The sequence below is a fragment of the Sphaerisporangium aureirubrum genome, from assembly GCF_042658925.1.
Lineage (GTDB): Bacteria > Actinomycetota > Actinomycetes > Streptosporangiales > Streptosporangiaceae > Sphaerisporangium > Sphaerisporangium aureirubrum.
The window spans coordinates 1-13,298 of sequence record NZ_JBHSRF010000069.1 but is presented as its reverse complement, the minus strand read 5'-3'; the positions used below and the strand labels follow the sequence as shown (position 1 = coordinate 13,298).

12 protein-coding genes are annotated in these 13,298 nt (G+C 69.6%); 9 read left to right on the top strand and 3 right to left on the bottom strand.

Going from position 1 to position 13,298, the window contains the following annotated elements; genetic code table 11:
* Nucleotides 1–12: 12 nt before the first annotated feature.
* The 3 genes from gnd to dnaA form a co-directional block, all read right to left on the bottom strand.
* Nucleotides 13–1,029 (bottom strand): phosphogluconate dehydrogenase (NAD(+)-dependent, decarboxylating), encoded by a 1,017-nt coding sequence (gene gnd / locus ACFP1K_RS31700; RefSeq protein ID WP_380760248.1) that lies wholly within the window; start codon nucleotides 1,027–1,029, stop codon nucleotides 13–15.
* Between the two features lie 17 nt (nucleotides 1,030–1,046).
* Entirely contained in the window at nucleotides 1,047–2,183 is a 1,137-nt protein-coding gene (dnaN, locus tag ACFP1K_RS31695; protein WP_380760246.1) for a DNA polymerase III subunit beta, read from the bottom strand.
* 593 nt (nucleotides 2,184–2,776) lie between these two features.
* Entirely contained in the window at nucleotides 2,777–4,654 is a 1,878-nt protein-coding gene (gene dnaA / locus ACFP1K_RS31690) for a chromosomal replication initiator protein DnaA (RefSeq protein ID WP_380760244.1), read from the bottom strand.
* Between the two features lie 537 nt (nucleotides 4,655–5,191).
* On the opposite strand from dnaA, the gene rpmH reads away from it, so the two are divergent.
* The 9 genes from rpmH to ACFP1K_RS31645 all read left to right on the top strand — a co-directional run bounded on the left by rpmH (nucleotide 5,192) and on the right by ACFP1K_RS31645 (nucleotide 13,060).
* The gene (rpmH, locus tag ACFP1K_RS31685) at nucleotides 5,192–5,329 is read left to right on the top strand and encodes a 50S ribosomal protein L34 (protein WP_013885212.1); all 138 of its coding nucleotides are present in this window, start codon (nucleotides 5,192–5,194) and stop codon (nucleotides 5,327–5,329) included.
* 104 nt (nucleotides 5,330–5,433) lie between these two features.
* Nucleotides 5,434–5,826 carry a ribonuclease P protein component gene (gene rnpA, locus ACFP1K_RS31680; RefSeq protein ID WP_380760242.1) on the top strand — a complete coding sequence of 131 codons (393 nt, stop codon included), beginning with the start codon at nucleotides 5,434–5,436 and terminating at the stop codon, nucleotides 5,824–5,826.
* Nucleotides 5,827–5,894: 68 nt separating this feature from the next.
* Nucleotides 5,895–6,179 carry a membrane protein insertion efficiency factor YidD gene (yidD, locus tag ACFP1K_RS31675; protein ID WP_449329169.1) on the top strand — a complete coding sequence of 95 codons (285 nt, stop codon included), beginning with the start codon at nucleotides 5,895–5,897 and terminating at the stop codon, nucleotides 6,177–6,179.
* 4 nt (nucleotides 6,180–6,183) lie between these two features.
* The gene (gene yidC / locus ACFP1K_RS31670; protein ID WP_380760240.1) at nucleotides 6,184–7,149 is read left to right on the top strand and encodes a membrane protein insertase YidC; all 966 of its coding nucleotides are present in this window, start codon (nucleotides 6,184–6,186) and stop codon (nucleotides 7,147–7,149) included.
* 27 nt (nucleotides 7,150–7,176) lie between these two features.
* Nucleotides 7,177–7,677 (top strand): Jag family protein, encoded by a 501-nt coding sequence (locus ACFP1K_RS31665; protein WP_380760238.1) that lies wholly within the window; start codon nucleotides 7,177–7,179, stop codon nucleotides 7,675–7,677.
* 364 nt (nucleotides 7,678–8,041) lie between these two features.
* Nucleotides 8,042–8,728 carry a 16S rRNA (guanine(527)-N(7))-methyltransferase RsmG gene (gene rsmG, locus ACFP1K_RS31660; protein WP_380760235.1) on the top strand — a complete coding sequence of 229 codons (687 nt, stop codon included), beginning with the start codon at nucleotides 8,042–8,044 and terminating at the stop codon, nucleotides 8,726–8,728.
* A gap of 230 nt (nucleotides 8,729–8,958) precedes the next feature.
* Entirely contained in the window at nucleotides 8,959–9,792 is an 834-nt protein-coding gene (locus tag ACFP1K_RS31655) for a ParA family protein (protein ID WP_380760333.1), read from the top strand.
* 134 nt (nucleotides 9,793–9,926) lie between these two features.
* Nucleotides 9,927–10,895: a ParB/RepB/Spo0J family partition protein gene (locus ACFP1K_RS31650; RefSeq protein WP_380760233.1), complete on the top strand. Its 969-nt coding sequence runs from the start codon at nucleotides 9,927–9,929 to the stop codon at nucleotides 10,893–10,895.
* Nucleotides 10,896–12,847: 1,952 nt separating this feature from the next.
* The gene (locus ACFP1K_RS31645) at nucleotides 12,848–13,060 is read left to right on the top strand and encodes a hypothetical protein (RefSeq protein ID WP_380760231.1); all 213 of its coding nucleotides are present in this window, start codon (nucleotides 12,848–12,850) and stop codon (nucleotides 13,058–13,060) included.
* The last annotated feature ends 238 nt before the right edge of the window (nucleotides 13,061–13,298 follow it).

Here is a 13,298-nt window from a genome sequence, read left to right as displayed (position 1 = left end):
CGTCGCCGCCCGTCAGCTCGGCTTGTCGCCCGGCGGGGTGACGTCGGCGCCGGGGGCGTCGGCGCCCTTGGCGTGCATGCCCTCGATCGAGGAGACGGCGTGGCCGCCGAACTGGTTGCGCAGGGCGGCGACCATCTTCATGGCGGGCGAGTCGTTCTGGCGGGAGGCGAAGCGGGCGTACAGGGCCGCGGTGATCGCCGGGAGGGGCACGGCGTGGTCGACGGCGGCCTGGACGGTCCAGCGGCCCTCGCCGGAGTCCTCGGCGTAGCCCTTGAGGTCGGACAGGTCGGGGTCCTCCTCCAGGGCCCGCACCGCGAGGTCCAGCAGCCAGGAGCGGATCACGGTGCCGGCCCGCCAGCTGCGGAAGGCGCCGGGCACGTCGGTGACCACGGCGGTGGCCTCCAGCAGCTCCCAGCCCTCGGCGAAGGACTGCATGATGCCGTACTCGATGCCGTTGTGGACCATCTTGGCGAAGTGGCCCGCGCCGACGCTGCCGGCGTGCACGAAGCCGTAGTCGCCCTCGGGCTTGAGCGACTCGAAGACCGGCATGAGGAGTTCCACGTGCGCGGGTTCGCCGCCGGCCATCAGGGCGTAGCCGTTCTGCAGGCCCCACACCCCGCCGCTGACGCCGACGTCGACGAAGCCGATGCCGTGCTCGGCCAGCTCGTCGGCGTGCTTCTTGTCGTCGAGGTAGTTGGAGTTGCCGCCGTCGACGACCACGTCACCGGGGGACAGCAGCTCGCACAGCCGCCGGACGGTGTCCCTGGTGGGGTCGCCGGCCGGGACCATCACCCACACGACGCGGGGGGTGCTCAGCCGCTCGGTCAGCTCCTGGAGGCTCGGGACGTCGGCGACCTTGGGATCACGGTCGTACCCGATGACCTCGTGGCCGCCCCGGCGCAGCCGCTCGGCCATATTGCCGCCCATCTTGCCCAGCCCGACCATGCCGATCTGCATCTGCGCCACCCCTCGTCGAGGTCGATCGTGTTCAACGGCGTACGCTCGCGTACCCCGCCCGGCCGGGTGCATGCCCGGCCGACCGGATCCTAGCTGGACAGCCTGATGGGCATGATGAGGTACCGGTAGTCGGGGACCCCGCCGTCGTCCACAGGCTTTCCACCTGTGAGGATGGCGGGCTTGGTGGACGTGGTGAACTGCAGGCGGGCCACGTCGGAGTCGATCGCGCCGAGGCCCTCCAGCAGGAACTGGTGGTTGAACGCGATGTTGATCTCTTCGCCCTCGAACTCCACGGGGAGCACCTCGACCGCCTGGGCCTCGTCGCCGCTGCCGGCCTCCAGCACCACCTCGCCGCCGCGGAACGCCAGCCGCACCGGCGTGTTGCGCTCGGCGACCAGCGCGACGCGCTTGACGGCCTCGACGAAGGACGACGTCGGGATGTCCGCGTGCGCCGAGAACTCGGTGGGCAGCAGCGAGCGGTACTTGGGGAACTCGGGGTCCAGCAGCCGCGTGGTGGTGCGCCGCCCGGAGCTGGAGAAGCCGATCATGCCTTCGCCGGTGCCACCGGTGGAGCTCAGCGCGATCTCGACCTCGGCGCCGGTGGTGAGCGACTTGGCGGTGTCGGCCAGGGTGCGGCCGGGGATCATCGCGACCGCCGAGAAGTCCGGCTGGTCCGGCTGCCACTTCAGCTCGCGCACGGCGAGGCGGTAGCGGTCGGTGGCGGCGAGGGTGACGGTGTCGCCCTCGATCTCCATGCGGACGCCGGTGAGCATCGGCAGCGTGTCGTCCTTGCCGGCGGCGACGGCGACCTGGCTGACGGCCGAGGAGAACACGTCGCTGCCCACCCGGCCGGCGGCGGGGGGCATCGCGGGCAGGGACGGGTAGTCCTCGGCGGGCATCGTCAACAGGGTGAACCTGGCGCTGCCGCAGGTGACCACGGCCTTGGCGCCTTCCACCACGAAGTCCACAGGCTGTGCGGGAAGCGCCCTGGTGATCTCGGCGAGCAGGCGGCCGGAGACCAGGACGAGGCCGGGGTCACCGGTCTGCAGCTCCAGGGTCACCTCGGCGGACACCTCGTAGTCGAAGCCTGAGAGCTTGAGCTGCTGCTGCTCGGTGACCTCTAGCCGCATGCCCGCGAGCACCGGCACCGAGGGCCGTGCGGGCAGGCTCCGTGCGGTCCACGCGACCGCCTCCGCGAGTACGTCTCGCTCGACCCGGAACATCACGGGGATCCGCCTCCTGCTGTATCGGCTGTCTGTTGATCGCGGTCTTCGCCGGCTCCGCCGCCCGATGCCACTCGGTGCCGTGCACTCAAGTGTTCACTCTCCCGCACGAGCGAAGCGCCGGAACCCTTCTATGGGTCTTGAGTTCTTAGTAGAGAGAGATACAGGTCATCTCATTAGGGGGCGTGGATATGTGGAAGTCTAACGTCTTCGCAGCTCAGAGGCCCTGCGTTGTCCACCGGGCCTGTGGGTGGACGGTGGGTATCCGAGGCGGGCCTGGGGACAGCCGCGCGTTGCACACAGGCCGTCCCCAGATTGGGGGGTCTTCATCCACTGCTTATCCACGAGGTTTCCACCGGTTATCCACGGGGTATAACGGGCAATTCACCTGGGGCTCCGACCCCGCCCACAGGGCGTCCCCAGGTTGTCCACGAGATGTCCCCAAGTCTTCCCCAGGATGTCCCCAGAGTTGTCCCCAGGCTCTGACGTCGCCGGAACCGGTCATGCGCTTGGTTGATCGAGCGATCCGAGGGGGTTTCCGCAGATTCGCCGCTCGGAGTCGCTGATCCACAGAGTTATCCACAGGCTGTGGATCATCAGGCGGTGCGGGAGTTCTGCTTGATACGGTTCGTCAGCTCCGTGACCTGGTTGTACATCGACCGGCGCTCGGCCATCAGGGAACGGATCTTGCGTTCCGCGTGCATGACGGTGGTGTGGTCGCGTCCGCCGAACTGCTGGCCGATCTTGGGAAGCGACAGGTCGGTGAGCTCCCTGGCGAGGTACATCGCGATCTGCCGGGCCGTCACCAGCACCCGCGAGCGCGAGCCGCCGCACAGGTCGTCGATGGACAGCCCGAAGTACGCCGCGGTCTGCGCCATGATCGTCGCGATGGTGATCTCGGTGCTTGAGTCCTCGGTGATGAGGTCCTTCAGCACCACCTCGGCGAGCTGCAGGTCGACCGACTGGCGGTTGAGGCTGGCGAAGGCGGTGACGCGGATGAGTGCGCCCTCCAGCTCGCGGATGTTCGTGGAGATCTTGCTGGCGATGTACTCCAGCACGTCCCCCGGCGCGGCCAGGCCCTCCTGGATCGCCTTCTTGCGCAGGATCGCGATGCGCGTCTCCAGCTCGGGAGGCTGCACGTCGGTGATCAGCCCCCACTCGAAGCGGTTGCGCAGCCGGTCCTCCAGCGTCACCAGCTGCTTGGGCGCGCGGTCGCTGGAGATGACGATCTGCTTGTTGGCGTTGTGCAGGGTGTTGAAGGTGTGGAAGAACTCCTCCTGGGTCTGCTCCTTGCCCTCCAGGAACTGGATGTCGTCCACGAGCAGGATGTCGACCGCGCGGTACCGGGCCCGGAAGCCGTCGGCCTTGTGGTCGCGGATCGAGTTGATGAAGTCGTTGGTGAACTCCTCGGAGCTCACGTACCTGACCCGCGCGCCGTCGTACAGCCGCTGGGCGTAGTGGCCGATCGCGTGCAGCAGGTGGGTCTTGCCGAGGCCGGAGTCGCCGTAGATGAACAGCGGGTTGTACGCCTTGGCCGGCGCCTCGGCGACCGCGACCGCGGCGGCGTGCGCGAAGCGGTTGGAGGCGCCGATGACGAAGGTCTCGAAGGTGTACTTGGGGTTCAGCCGGGCGGGTTCGGTGGGTTTGCCGCCGCGGTTCTCCCGGCCGTCCCAGCGGTTGGGGGCGGGGCGGTCGAAGTCGTCGGGGTCCTGGCGCGGGCGCGGCGGACGGCCCTCGGACCGACCGGGCGGGAAGGAGGGTTCCGCCGGATATCCGCCGCTCTGCGCGGGGGGGAAGCCCTGGGAGCCGTCGCCGTGACCGTGACCATGGCCGTATGAGGAGGCGGGGTCGCCGGGGGCGGGCTGCGACGGGGGCTGCGGCTGCTCCTTCCCCGGGCGTCCGGGGAAGTCGTCCTGGTGCTGGAAGCCTTCCTGGCGCTGCTGGTAGTCGTCCGGGAGGTACGGCTGCACCGGCTCGGCCTGGGGGCCGTAGGAGCCCTCGGGGTTGTCCCCATATTGATAGGAGAACGGCTGGGCCTGTGGCCTGCCCTGTGGATAATCGGTGGACGACGAGTGGCCCGGGTAGGACTGGTGGCCCATGGACCCCTGGCCACCAGGCTCTCCGTAGCCGGGACGTGGTTGTCCACCTTGTGGATAACCGCTCTGCGGCGACTGGGGATAACCGTCCGATCGGGGGGCCGGCACCTCGCCGGCGCCGCTCATCGGGTCGACCATGACGGCCACCCGCATGGGCCGGCCGAACTCCTGCGACAGCGCCTGCGCGATCAGCGGCCGGAGTTTGGTCTCCAGCACGTCCTTGGCGAAGTCGTTGGGCGCGGCCAGGATGATCGTGTCCTTCACGAGACCGAACGGCCGGGTCATCGTCAGCCACGCACGCTGTTGCGGTGGGACGCTGCCGTCCGCGAAGGTTCCCAGTGCTCGGGCCCAGATCGGGCCGAGGTCGACACCATCCATTGGTCGGCCCCTCCTCCCTTGACGCGGCCCCCGCACGCTCGCCGCGGTTCGTTATCCACATGGGCGTCCGCGAGAGCAAGCTCTGTGAGCGCCCGGCCTCACGGCTGTCCCCACAGCGTCGTCCGCAGGCTCCTTCCGCTGATCCACATCGTTTCCACACGATGTCCACAGCCCTCGGATGCGCGTCGGTGCGTATCGGCGAGTTAGAGGGAAGGTTCGGAGGGTCGACAGTAGCGCTGTGCACACCCCTGTTCAAGACGTTGTCCACAGACTAGTGGCTGGTTGGGGGAGACACGATGCACATACTGTGGATGAAGGGGAGGCAGTGGATAACGGGGCTGTGGAATAGTGGATAACCTTGGTGGGGCGTATGGCCACGCCGTTCCGGTTTGACCTGCGGGCCCCCCGCCCCGTAACGTACGACGGTCGGCTTGTCGCGCGACGGCACTTTGGCGTGCCCGTGCTATCCGGCAGGCCAAGCCCTGTGTGTCACTCGTCCGTACGCCGTGCGGGCGAACTCAAGCCTGGAGCCCACTCGTGAGCAAGCGTACTTTCCAGCCGAACAACCGTCGCCGCGCGAAGACCCACGGCTTCCGGCTGCGCATGCGCACGCGAGCCGGTCGCGCGATCCTCGCCGCCCGTCGTCGCAAGGGCCGTTCGGAGCTCTCCGCCTGACCACGCGGAGCGCCCGGGCCGCTCTGGCCCGCCCGCCCGTCGGTTCCGACCGGCGGGCGTCAGCCGTACCCGGGCCCGTGTTCGTCTGAGAGACAGGTCCACTCGTGTTGTCGTCCGCCTTCCGTATGCGCCGGGGCGATCAGTTCGTGAGCGCGATCAAGGGAGGCCGGCGTGCCGGACGCCCTACCCTGGTCGCCCATCTGAGCGACCGCGGAAACCCGGCGGACCCCCCTCAGGTCGGTTTCGTGGTGAGCAAGGCCGTCGGCGGCGCGGTGGTGCGCAACCGGGTGAAGCGCAGGCTGAGACATCTGATGCGGCACCGACTCCACTCCCTACCGCGAGGTAGCCTGCTTGTTGTACGCGCCAATCCCCAGGCGGCGTCCGCGCGTAGCGATCTCCTCGCCGCCGAACTGGACGTCGTCCTGGAGCGATTGATCGGCCGCCGGGCACCCGCGCGGCGAGCCGATCGCCCGGCCGCGACGGACGGATCAACATGAGCGGCGGTGAGTCGGGTGCCCGAGCCCAGGACGCCGGCGGAGCTAGCCTCCGGCGGCCGGTCGTGAGCGTGCCCATCCCGCGCCAGGCGGTGCGGGTCTCCCCCGCGGCCAGGGTCCTGCTGGTCCCGATCCGGTTCTATCGGGCCTTCATCGGTCCGCTCCTCGGGCCGCGCTGCCGGTTCGAACCGTCCTGCAGTGCTTACGGACTTGAAGCCATCGCTGTGCACGGCGCACTGCGAGGGCTGTGGCTGACCGTCAGACGAATCGGGCGTTGCCACCCCTTCCACCCGGGAGGTTACGACCCGGTGCCTCCGCGCCCGGTCCGGCCCCACGACGAAACGCAAGGGAGCTAGCTCGGTGGAGCTGTCATGGCTGAATTGGCTATATGAGGCCGTAGCCCATGTGATCGCGTGGATTCACGCGGGCTACAGCACGTTCATCCCCCCGGACAACGGCCTGAACTGGGCACTGACCATCATCACGCTCACCGTGCTGATGCGTCTCCTGATCTTCCCGCTCTTCATGAAGCAGATGCGCTCGTCGCGGAAGATGCAGGAGCTCGCCCCCAAGGTCGCCGAGCTGCGCAAGAAGTACAAGAGCGACAAGCAGCGGATGAACCAGGAGGTGATGAAGCTTTACCAGGATGCCGGGGCCAACCCCCTCGGCGGCTGCCTGCCCATCGTGGCGCAGTTCCCCATCTTCATCTCCATGTTCACCGTGCTGCGGGCCATCGCCGAGGACCAGGCCAAGTACGGCATGACGCAGCAGATGGTGGACAGCGCCCGCTCCGCGCACGTGTTCGGCGCGCCGATCCCCGCCACGTTCTTCACCAGCGCCGAGCACATCACGGCCCTGGGCGCCGACCCCGTCGTCACCAAGATCGTCCTTGGCATCTTCGTGGCGGTCAGCTCGGCGACGACCTTCCTCACCGTGCGCCAGAGCGTCACCCGGTCGATGGCCCAGATGCCGGACAACCCCATGGCGCAGCAGCAGAAGATCCTGATGTACATCTCGCCGCTGTTCGCGGTATTCAGCTTGAACTTCGCGCTCGGCCTTATTCTTTACTGGGTCACCACCAACCTCTGGACGCTCGGCCAGCAACACTGGTTCTACAGTCGCCACCCGATGCCGGTCGTCGACGCCAAGGGCAACGTGGTGCAGCCCGAGCCCAAGCCAGGGCTGTTGAGCAGGTTCCTGCCCGGCAAGTCCGCCGCCAAGGAACCCGCCGACGAGCCCGTGGCCGATGAGCCCACGCCCAAGGTGATCCGCCAGCAGCCCACCCGGCAGCCGCGCAGCAAGCGCACGGGCAGCAAGAAGTCGTAGCCGGTTGTCTCGAAGGGGAGTTCGGACGTGACCGAAGTCAACGAGGGGCAGGCCCCGCAGGCCGCCCCCGATATCAGCGCCCTGGAGCAGGAGGGCGAGATCGCGGCGGACTACCTCGAAGGGCTGCTGGACATCGCCGACCTCGACGGTGACATCGACATGGACGTCGAGGGCGACCGCGCGCTGGTGTCCATCGTCGACATCAAGGGCGGCGACCTCGTCGGCGACAACGGCGAGGTGCTGGAGGCGCTGCAGGAGCTCACCCGGCTGGCCGTGCACCGGCGCACGGGCGAGCGGTCCCGGCTGATGCTCGACGTGGCCGGCTACCGCCACGGCCGGCGGGTCGAGTTGAGCAAGCTGGCCACCAAGACCGCCGAGGACGTCAAGCGGTCCGGCGAGGCCAGGTCGCTGCAGCCGATGACACCGTTCGAGCGCAAGATCGTGCACGACGCGGTGGCCGCGGCGGGGCTGCGCAGCGAGTCCGAGGGCGAGGAGCCCCAGCGTTTCGTGGTCGTGCTCCCGGTCTGAGAGCGAACGACCGCACATGCGGCGGGCCGCCGATCCTGGGGATCGGCGGCCCTTCGGTTTCCAGGCCCCTGAGCTGACGATCGCTGACGTTCGCTGACGTTGGCCGAACGAGCCGGGTTATCCGATGCGTCACCTCCATTGGTAGCCCTCTCCCCCGGTTTCCGTGCCGCTGGCGTGGCCGTCGCCGGGAAAACCGATCATGTTTTGACCTTCCGATTGCCCTCTGCTGACGGACGTACGCGCAGGTGGCCGCGGTCCCGCCGCCGGCCTTGCCGTCCGCGGCCGCACGCGTCGCACGCATGCCGGCAGCCCGGGGCGGTTACCCTTACGCGAAGATGTTCTGCCCGTTCTGGTTGAGTGAGTGATGGCGGAAAGCGATCAGCTGCCCGAGGCGCCCGCCGTGGCGCGCGAGGTTTTTACCGGCGACGCGTGGCCACGCGCCGAGGCGTACGCGCACATCCTGGCCGGGCCGGGCGTGGTCCGGGGACTGCTCGGGCCGAGGGAGGTCCCTCGTATCTGGGACCGCCATCTGCTCAACTGCGCGGTGGTGGCCGACGTGGTGCCGCCGGAGGCGAGCCTCGTCGACATCGGCTCGGGGGCCGGGCTGCCCGGCATCGTGCTCGCCATCGTCCGGCCCGACGTCACGGTCACGCTGCTGGAGCCTTTGCTGCGGCGTACGACCTTCCTGGACGAGTGCGTGGCCGAGCTGAAGCTGCCCAATGTCTCGGTGGTCCGGGGCCGCGCCGAGGAGCTGGCCGGGAAGCAGGTCTTCGACGTCGCCTCGGCCCGGGCGGTGGCGCCGCTCGACCGGCTGCTGTCCTGGTCGATGCCGTTGTTGCGCGAGGGCGGGCAGCTGCTGGCGATGAAAGGGGAGCGCGCGGCGGGCGAATTGGACGCCGCGGACGAACAATTACGGTTGTATGGGGTGCGGACCGCCGAGCTTGTCACCGTCGGGCGCGGTAGGGTCGATCCGCCCACGACTCTTGTCCGGGTGGTCGCCGGACGTCCGGCCCGGAGCGCGCAGGGTGCGCGCCGCCGACGGAAGAGGTGACGGTCATGCCGGGTACGTCCACCGGCCTTGGCTGGCCGGATCGTCACGTCACCACGTCGGAAGGCAGGCCCTCCGGTCTCGGCTGGCCTTCCGGCTCCGTTCCCGCCACGCCGGTGGAAAGGACGACGACCGTGCCCCAGCCCCCCTACACCCCAGGCGATTCGCCGCTGGTCCGAGAGGCGCTCAGCTCAGTGGTTTCACGTGAAACAGCTCCGTCCGCTCCCGTTTCGATCAGTTACCCACCTTCCCGGCAGGATGGGGACTGGCCCCGGCCGCCGCGCCGCCGGATCATCACCATCGCCAACCAGAAGGGCGGCGTCGGCAAGACGACGACGGCCGTGAACCTCGCGGCCGGCCTGTCGATGCACGGCCAGCGCGTGCTCGTCGTCGACCTGGACCCGCAGGGGAACGCCTCGACGGCCCTTTCCGTCGAGCACCGCGGCGAGATCCCGTCGGTCTATCAGGTGCTCGTGGAAGACCTGCCGCTGCGGGAGATCGTGAGCCCGGTCCCGGACATGCCGAACCTCTACTGCGCCCCGGCCACCATCGGCCTGGCGGGCGCCGAGATCGAGCTGGTGTCGCTGGTCGCCAGGGAGGCCCGGCTCAAGCGGGCGCTCGAGGCGTTCGACACGATCGACCTCGACTACATCCTGATCGACTGCCCGCCGTCCCTCGGCCTGCTGACCGTGAACGCCATGGTCGCGGCCGAGGAGGTCATGATCCCGATCCAGTGTGAGTACTACGCGCTGGAAGGGGTCAGCCAGCTGCTCCAGAACGTGGAACTGGTCCGCGTGCACCTGAACCAGGTGCTGCGGGTCTCCACGATCCTGCTGACCATGTACGACGGCCGGACCCGGCTGGCCTCCCAGGTGGCCGACGAGGTCAGGGCCCACTTCGGTGACACGGTGCTCAGCACGGTCATCCCGCGCAGCGTCCGGGTGTCCGAGGCGCCGAGCTACGGGCAGTCCGTGCTCACCTATGACGCGGGGTCCAGCGGCGCCATGGCGTACATGGACGCGGCCAGGGAGCTCGCCTACCGCGGCGCGGCGGTCACCGGAGGCTGATCCGGTCCGGTGCCGGTACGCTCCTGTGGAGCGTGCCCGTGCCGATCCGGCGGAACGTCAGGACAAGGTGCGGCCGGCGGCGGTCACGATGGTGGCCGTCCGCGTGAGACCGCGGGCTGGGCGAGGAGGAGTTCGTGGGCCAGCAGAGGCGTGTTGGACTGGGGAAGGGGCTCGGTGCCCTGATCCCCACCGGGCCGCTCGTCGACGTGCGGACTCCGGGGGGCACGGCCGCGGCGCCGTCACAGGCGGACGACGGGCTCAAGCCGATCGACGGCGCCTACTTCATGGAGGTACCGCTCGACGCCATCACCCGTAACCCGAGGCAGCCGCGCGAGATCTTCGACGAGGACGCCCTGCGTGAGCTCGCCGACTCCATCCGTGAGGTCGGCCTGCTCCAGCCCATCGTGGTGCGCCAGGTCGGGGGCGGGCGATACGAGCTGATCATGGGGGAGCGGCGCTGGCGGGCGTCCCAGCTGCTCGACCTCAAGGTGATCCCCGCCATCGTGCGCGACACCCAGGACGACGCCCTGCTGCGCGACGCCCTCATCGAGAACCTCCAGCGCGAGCAGCTCAACGCCTTGGAAGAGGCGGCCGCCTACCGGCAGCTCCTGGACGACTTCGGCGCCACGCACGAGCAGCTGGCCCAGCGGGTCGGCCGCTCCCGCTCGCACATCACCAACACCCTGCGCCTGCTGAACCTCCCCACCGGAGTCCAGTGGCGCGTCGCCGCCGGTACGATCAGCGCCGGCCACGCCAGAGCCCTGCTGGCGCTGAGCGACCCCGCGGCCCAGGAGCACCTGGCCGACCGCATAGTCGCCGAAGGCCTCTCCGTCCGCACCGTCGAAGAAATCGTCTCCATGGGCGAAGCCACCGCCGCCCCCGCCCTCCGCCCCCGCCGCCAGAAGGCCCTCCCCGAGCCCGCCCTGACCACCCTGGCCGACCGCCTCTCCGACCACTTCGAAACCCGCGTCCGCGTAGACCTGGGCCGCCACAAGGGCCGAATAGTCGTCGAATTCGCCACCATGGACGACCTCGAACGCATCATCACCACCATGGCCCCCAACGCCGCCCCCACCCTCCACACCCCCCACGACGAACCCTGACCCACCCCCCACCCTCCACAACCGACGACGAACCCCGACCACCCCCGGGTCTAGCCGTAGCCACCCTCCCATCACCGGCCTCCCACATCACCCATCACGCGTAGCGCCCCAAAGGCGCTACCCGCGTTTTCCCGGGCCCCCATCCGCCTCGGCCGCCCCTCCAAACCGCCTCCTGTGACGAACTCCGCGTACGCCGGTACACCGGCGCCGATTCCGCCACCCGCTTCTCCACCGCGTCCGCCTTCCCCCGGCCCCCTGTGACAGCGTCAACGACGCCTAGCGCTTCACCCTCAGGACGAGTCGCTCTCCGTCCGGCGTACGATCGCCGACAAAGTCCGCCGACGCGACGAAATGACGGATGGTGAGGTGGGCTCGCTGCCCCAAGGCAGCGCCGGGTTCTCCGCTTCCTGCCACGTGCGGTAACGCCAGCGCCAGAGAACACGTGGAGAAACGGCTGGTGCGGCTTTACCCGCCGCAGGGCGGAGCCGGTCCCGCCGCACCACGGTGTTCCGATGACAGTGTCGTCTATATCAGAGGCACGAACCGGAGTGGAGGCGGCGTCGCAGGCGCTCCCACAAGCGGGGTCGGTCACAAACGTGCAGGCGTGGGAGTCGGTGCGGGACCACCCATGAACGGCCCCGCCCGGCACCGGAGACGACCACCCAGAGATATCGCCGGTGCACGCGGGTCCCCCGCCGCAGAACAGCACCGGTTCGCCGCACCACGTCTGACCGCGCCAACGCTGGGGGACACGCGGAGGAGTGGCCGGCGACGATGTGAACTCGCCACCACCGGACTCCCCGCACCATCTACGGTGCGTAGGTGCCCGGGCAGAGCCCCAGGAGAGTTGGCCGGCGCGCAAAGGGCTTGTTGCGGCAGGGCGGCGCCGGGTTCGCCGTCCCGCGTCCCGCGTCGTCGTGGCGCCGACCAAGCGACGCGGCGGCGATCAAGGCGACCGCTGGGGCAGATGCCCGTTCGGGGTGGACAACCCCGTTCGGGTAACGGAAGTGGGGTTAGCTCAACCATGGGACGGCGGCGCCGGGTTCGCCGTGCCGCGTCCCGCGTCGTCGCGGCGACCAAGGCGTTGTGGCGCCGAGCAAGGCGACGTGGCGGCGAGCAAGGCGACGTGGCGGCGAGCAAGGCGACGTGGCGGCGAGCAAGGCGACGTGGCGGCGAGCAAGGCGACGTGGCGGCGAGCAAGGCGACCGCTGGGGCGGATGCCCGTTCGGGGTGGACAACCCGTGCGAGTAACGGAAGTGGGGTTAGCTCACCCGCCGCCTTATGGCGGTGCCGGGTTCGCTGGCCACGTCCCGCGTCGTCGCGGCCGACCGAGGCGTCGTGGCGGCGAGCAAGGCGTCGTGGCGGCGAGCAAGGCGACGTGGCGGCGAGCAAGGCGACGTGGCGGCGAGCAAGGCGACGTGGCGGCGAGCAAGGCGACCGCTGGGGCGGATGTCCGTTTGGGGGGGACAACCCGTGCGGGTAACGGAGGAGGGGCTAGCTCAACCGCCTTCGCGGCGCCGGGTTCGCTGTGCCGCGGCCGCGTCGTCCGGCGCCGTTGCACACGATCTGCTGGGGCGACTCGAACCGGTGCCCGAGGGTGGGGTGTGGATCCGGGCCGGGGGTGCGGGTCGGAATGGCGGGCGTGGGAGCAGAACGTGTCGCGGTGGAGTGCGGGTGAGCCCGGCGGGGTCGGGAGTGCGGGGGTGTCCCCGCATAAGGACAGCCCTTGCGGCTTTCGCGCGGAGCGCGGCCTTCGCGAGGACCGTTTCAGTGGCCATGCACACGCCGGTTGTTCGCCGCTTGGCGCCGGTGCAGAGCGCTCGGATAGCGGCGGGTGTGGGTGGGCTTGTCGCCGTAGAGCGGCGCCGGATTCGCCGTACCACGTCCCGCCGTCGCGGCGCCGGATACACACAACCCCAGGGCGACACTAGCCGGGTGCCGGACGGCCGGGTATGGAGCCGGGTCGGCGCGATGACCGGAACGGGCGCGGAAACCAGATCAAGGACGAGGACCAGACCGGGGACAAGGACCTGGCCGGGGACAAGGACCAGGCCGCGGACAAGGACCAGGCCGCGGACAAGGACCAGGCCGCGGACAAGGACCAGAGCGGGCGCGAGGACCAGACCAGGAGGGACAGAGTGGGACGAGGGACAGAGCGGGGATGAGGACCAGAGCGGGGATGAGGACCAGAGCGGGGATGAGGACCAGAGCGGGGATGAGGACCAGAGCGGGGATGAGGACCAGAGCGGGGATGAGGACCAGGCCGCGGACAAAGACCAGAGCGGGCGCGAGGACCAGACCAGGAGGGACAGAGTGGGACGAGGGACAGAGCGGGGGCGAGGACAGAGCGGCGGCGAGGACAGAGCGGGGGCGAGGACAGAGCGGGGGCGAGGACAGAGCGGG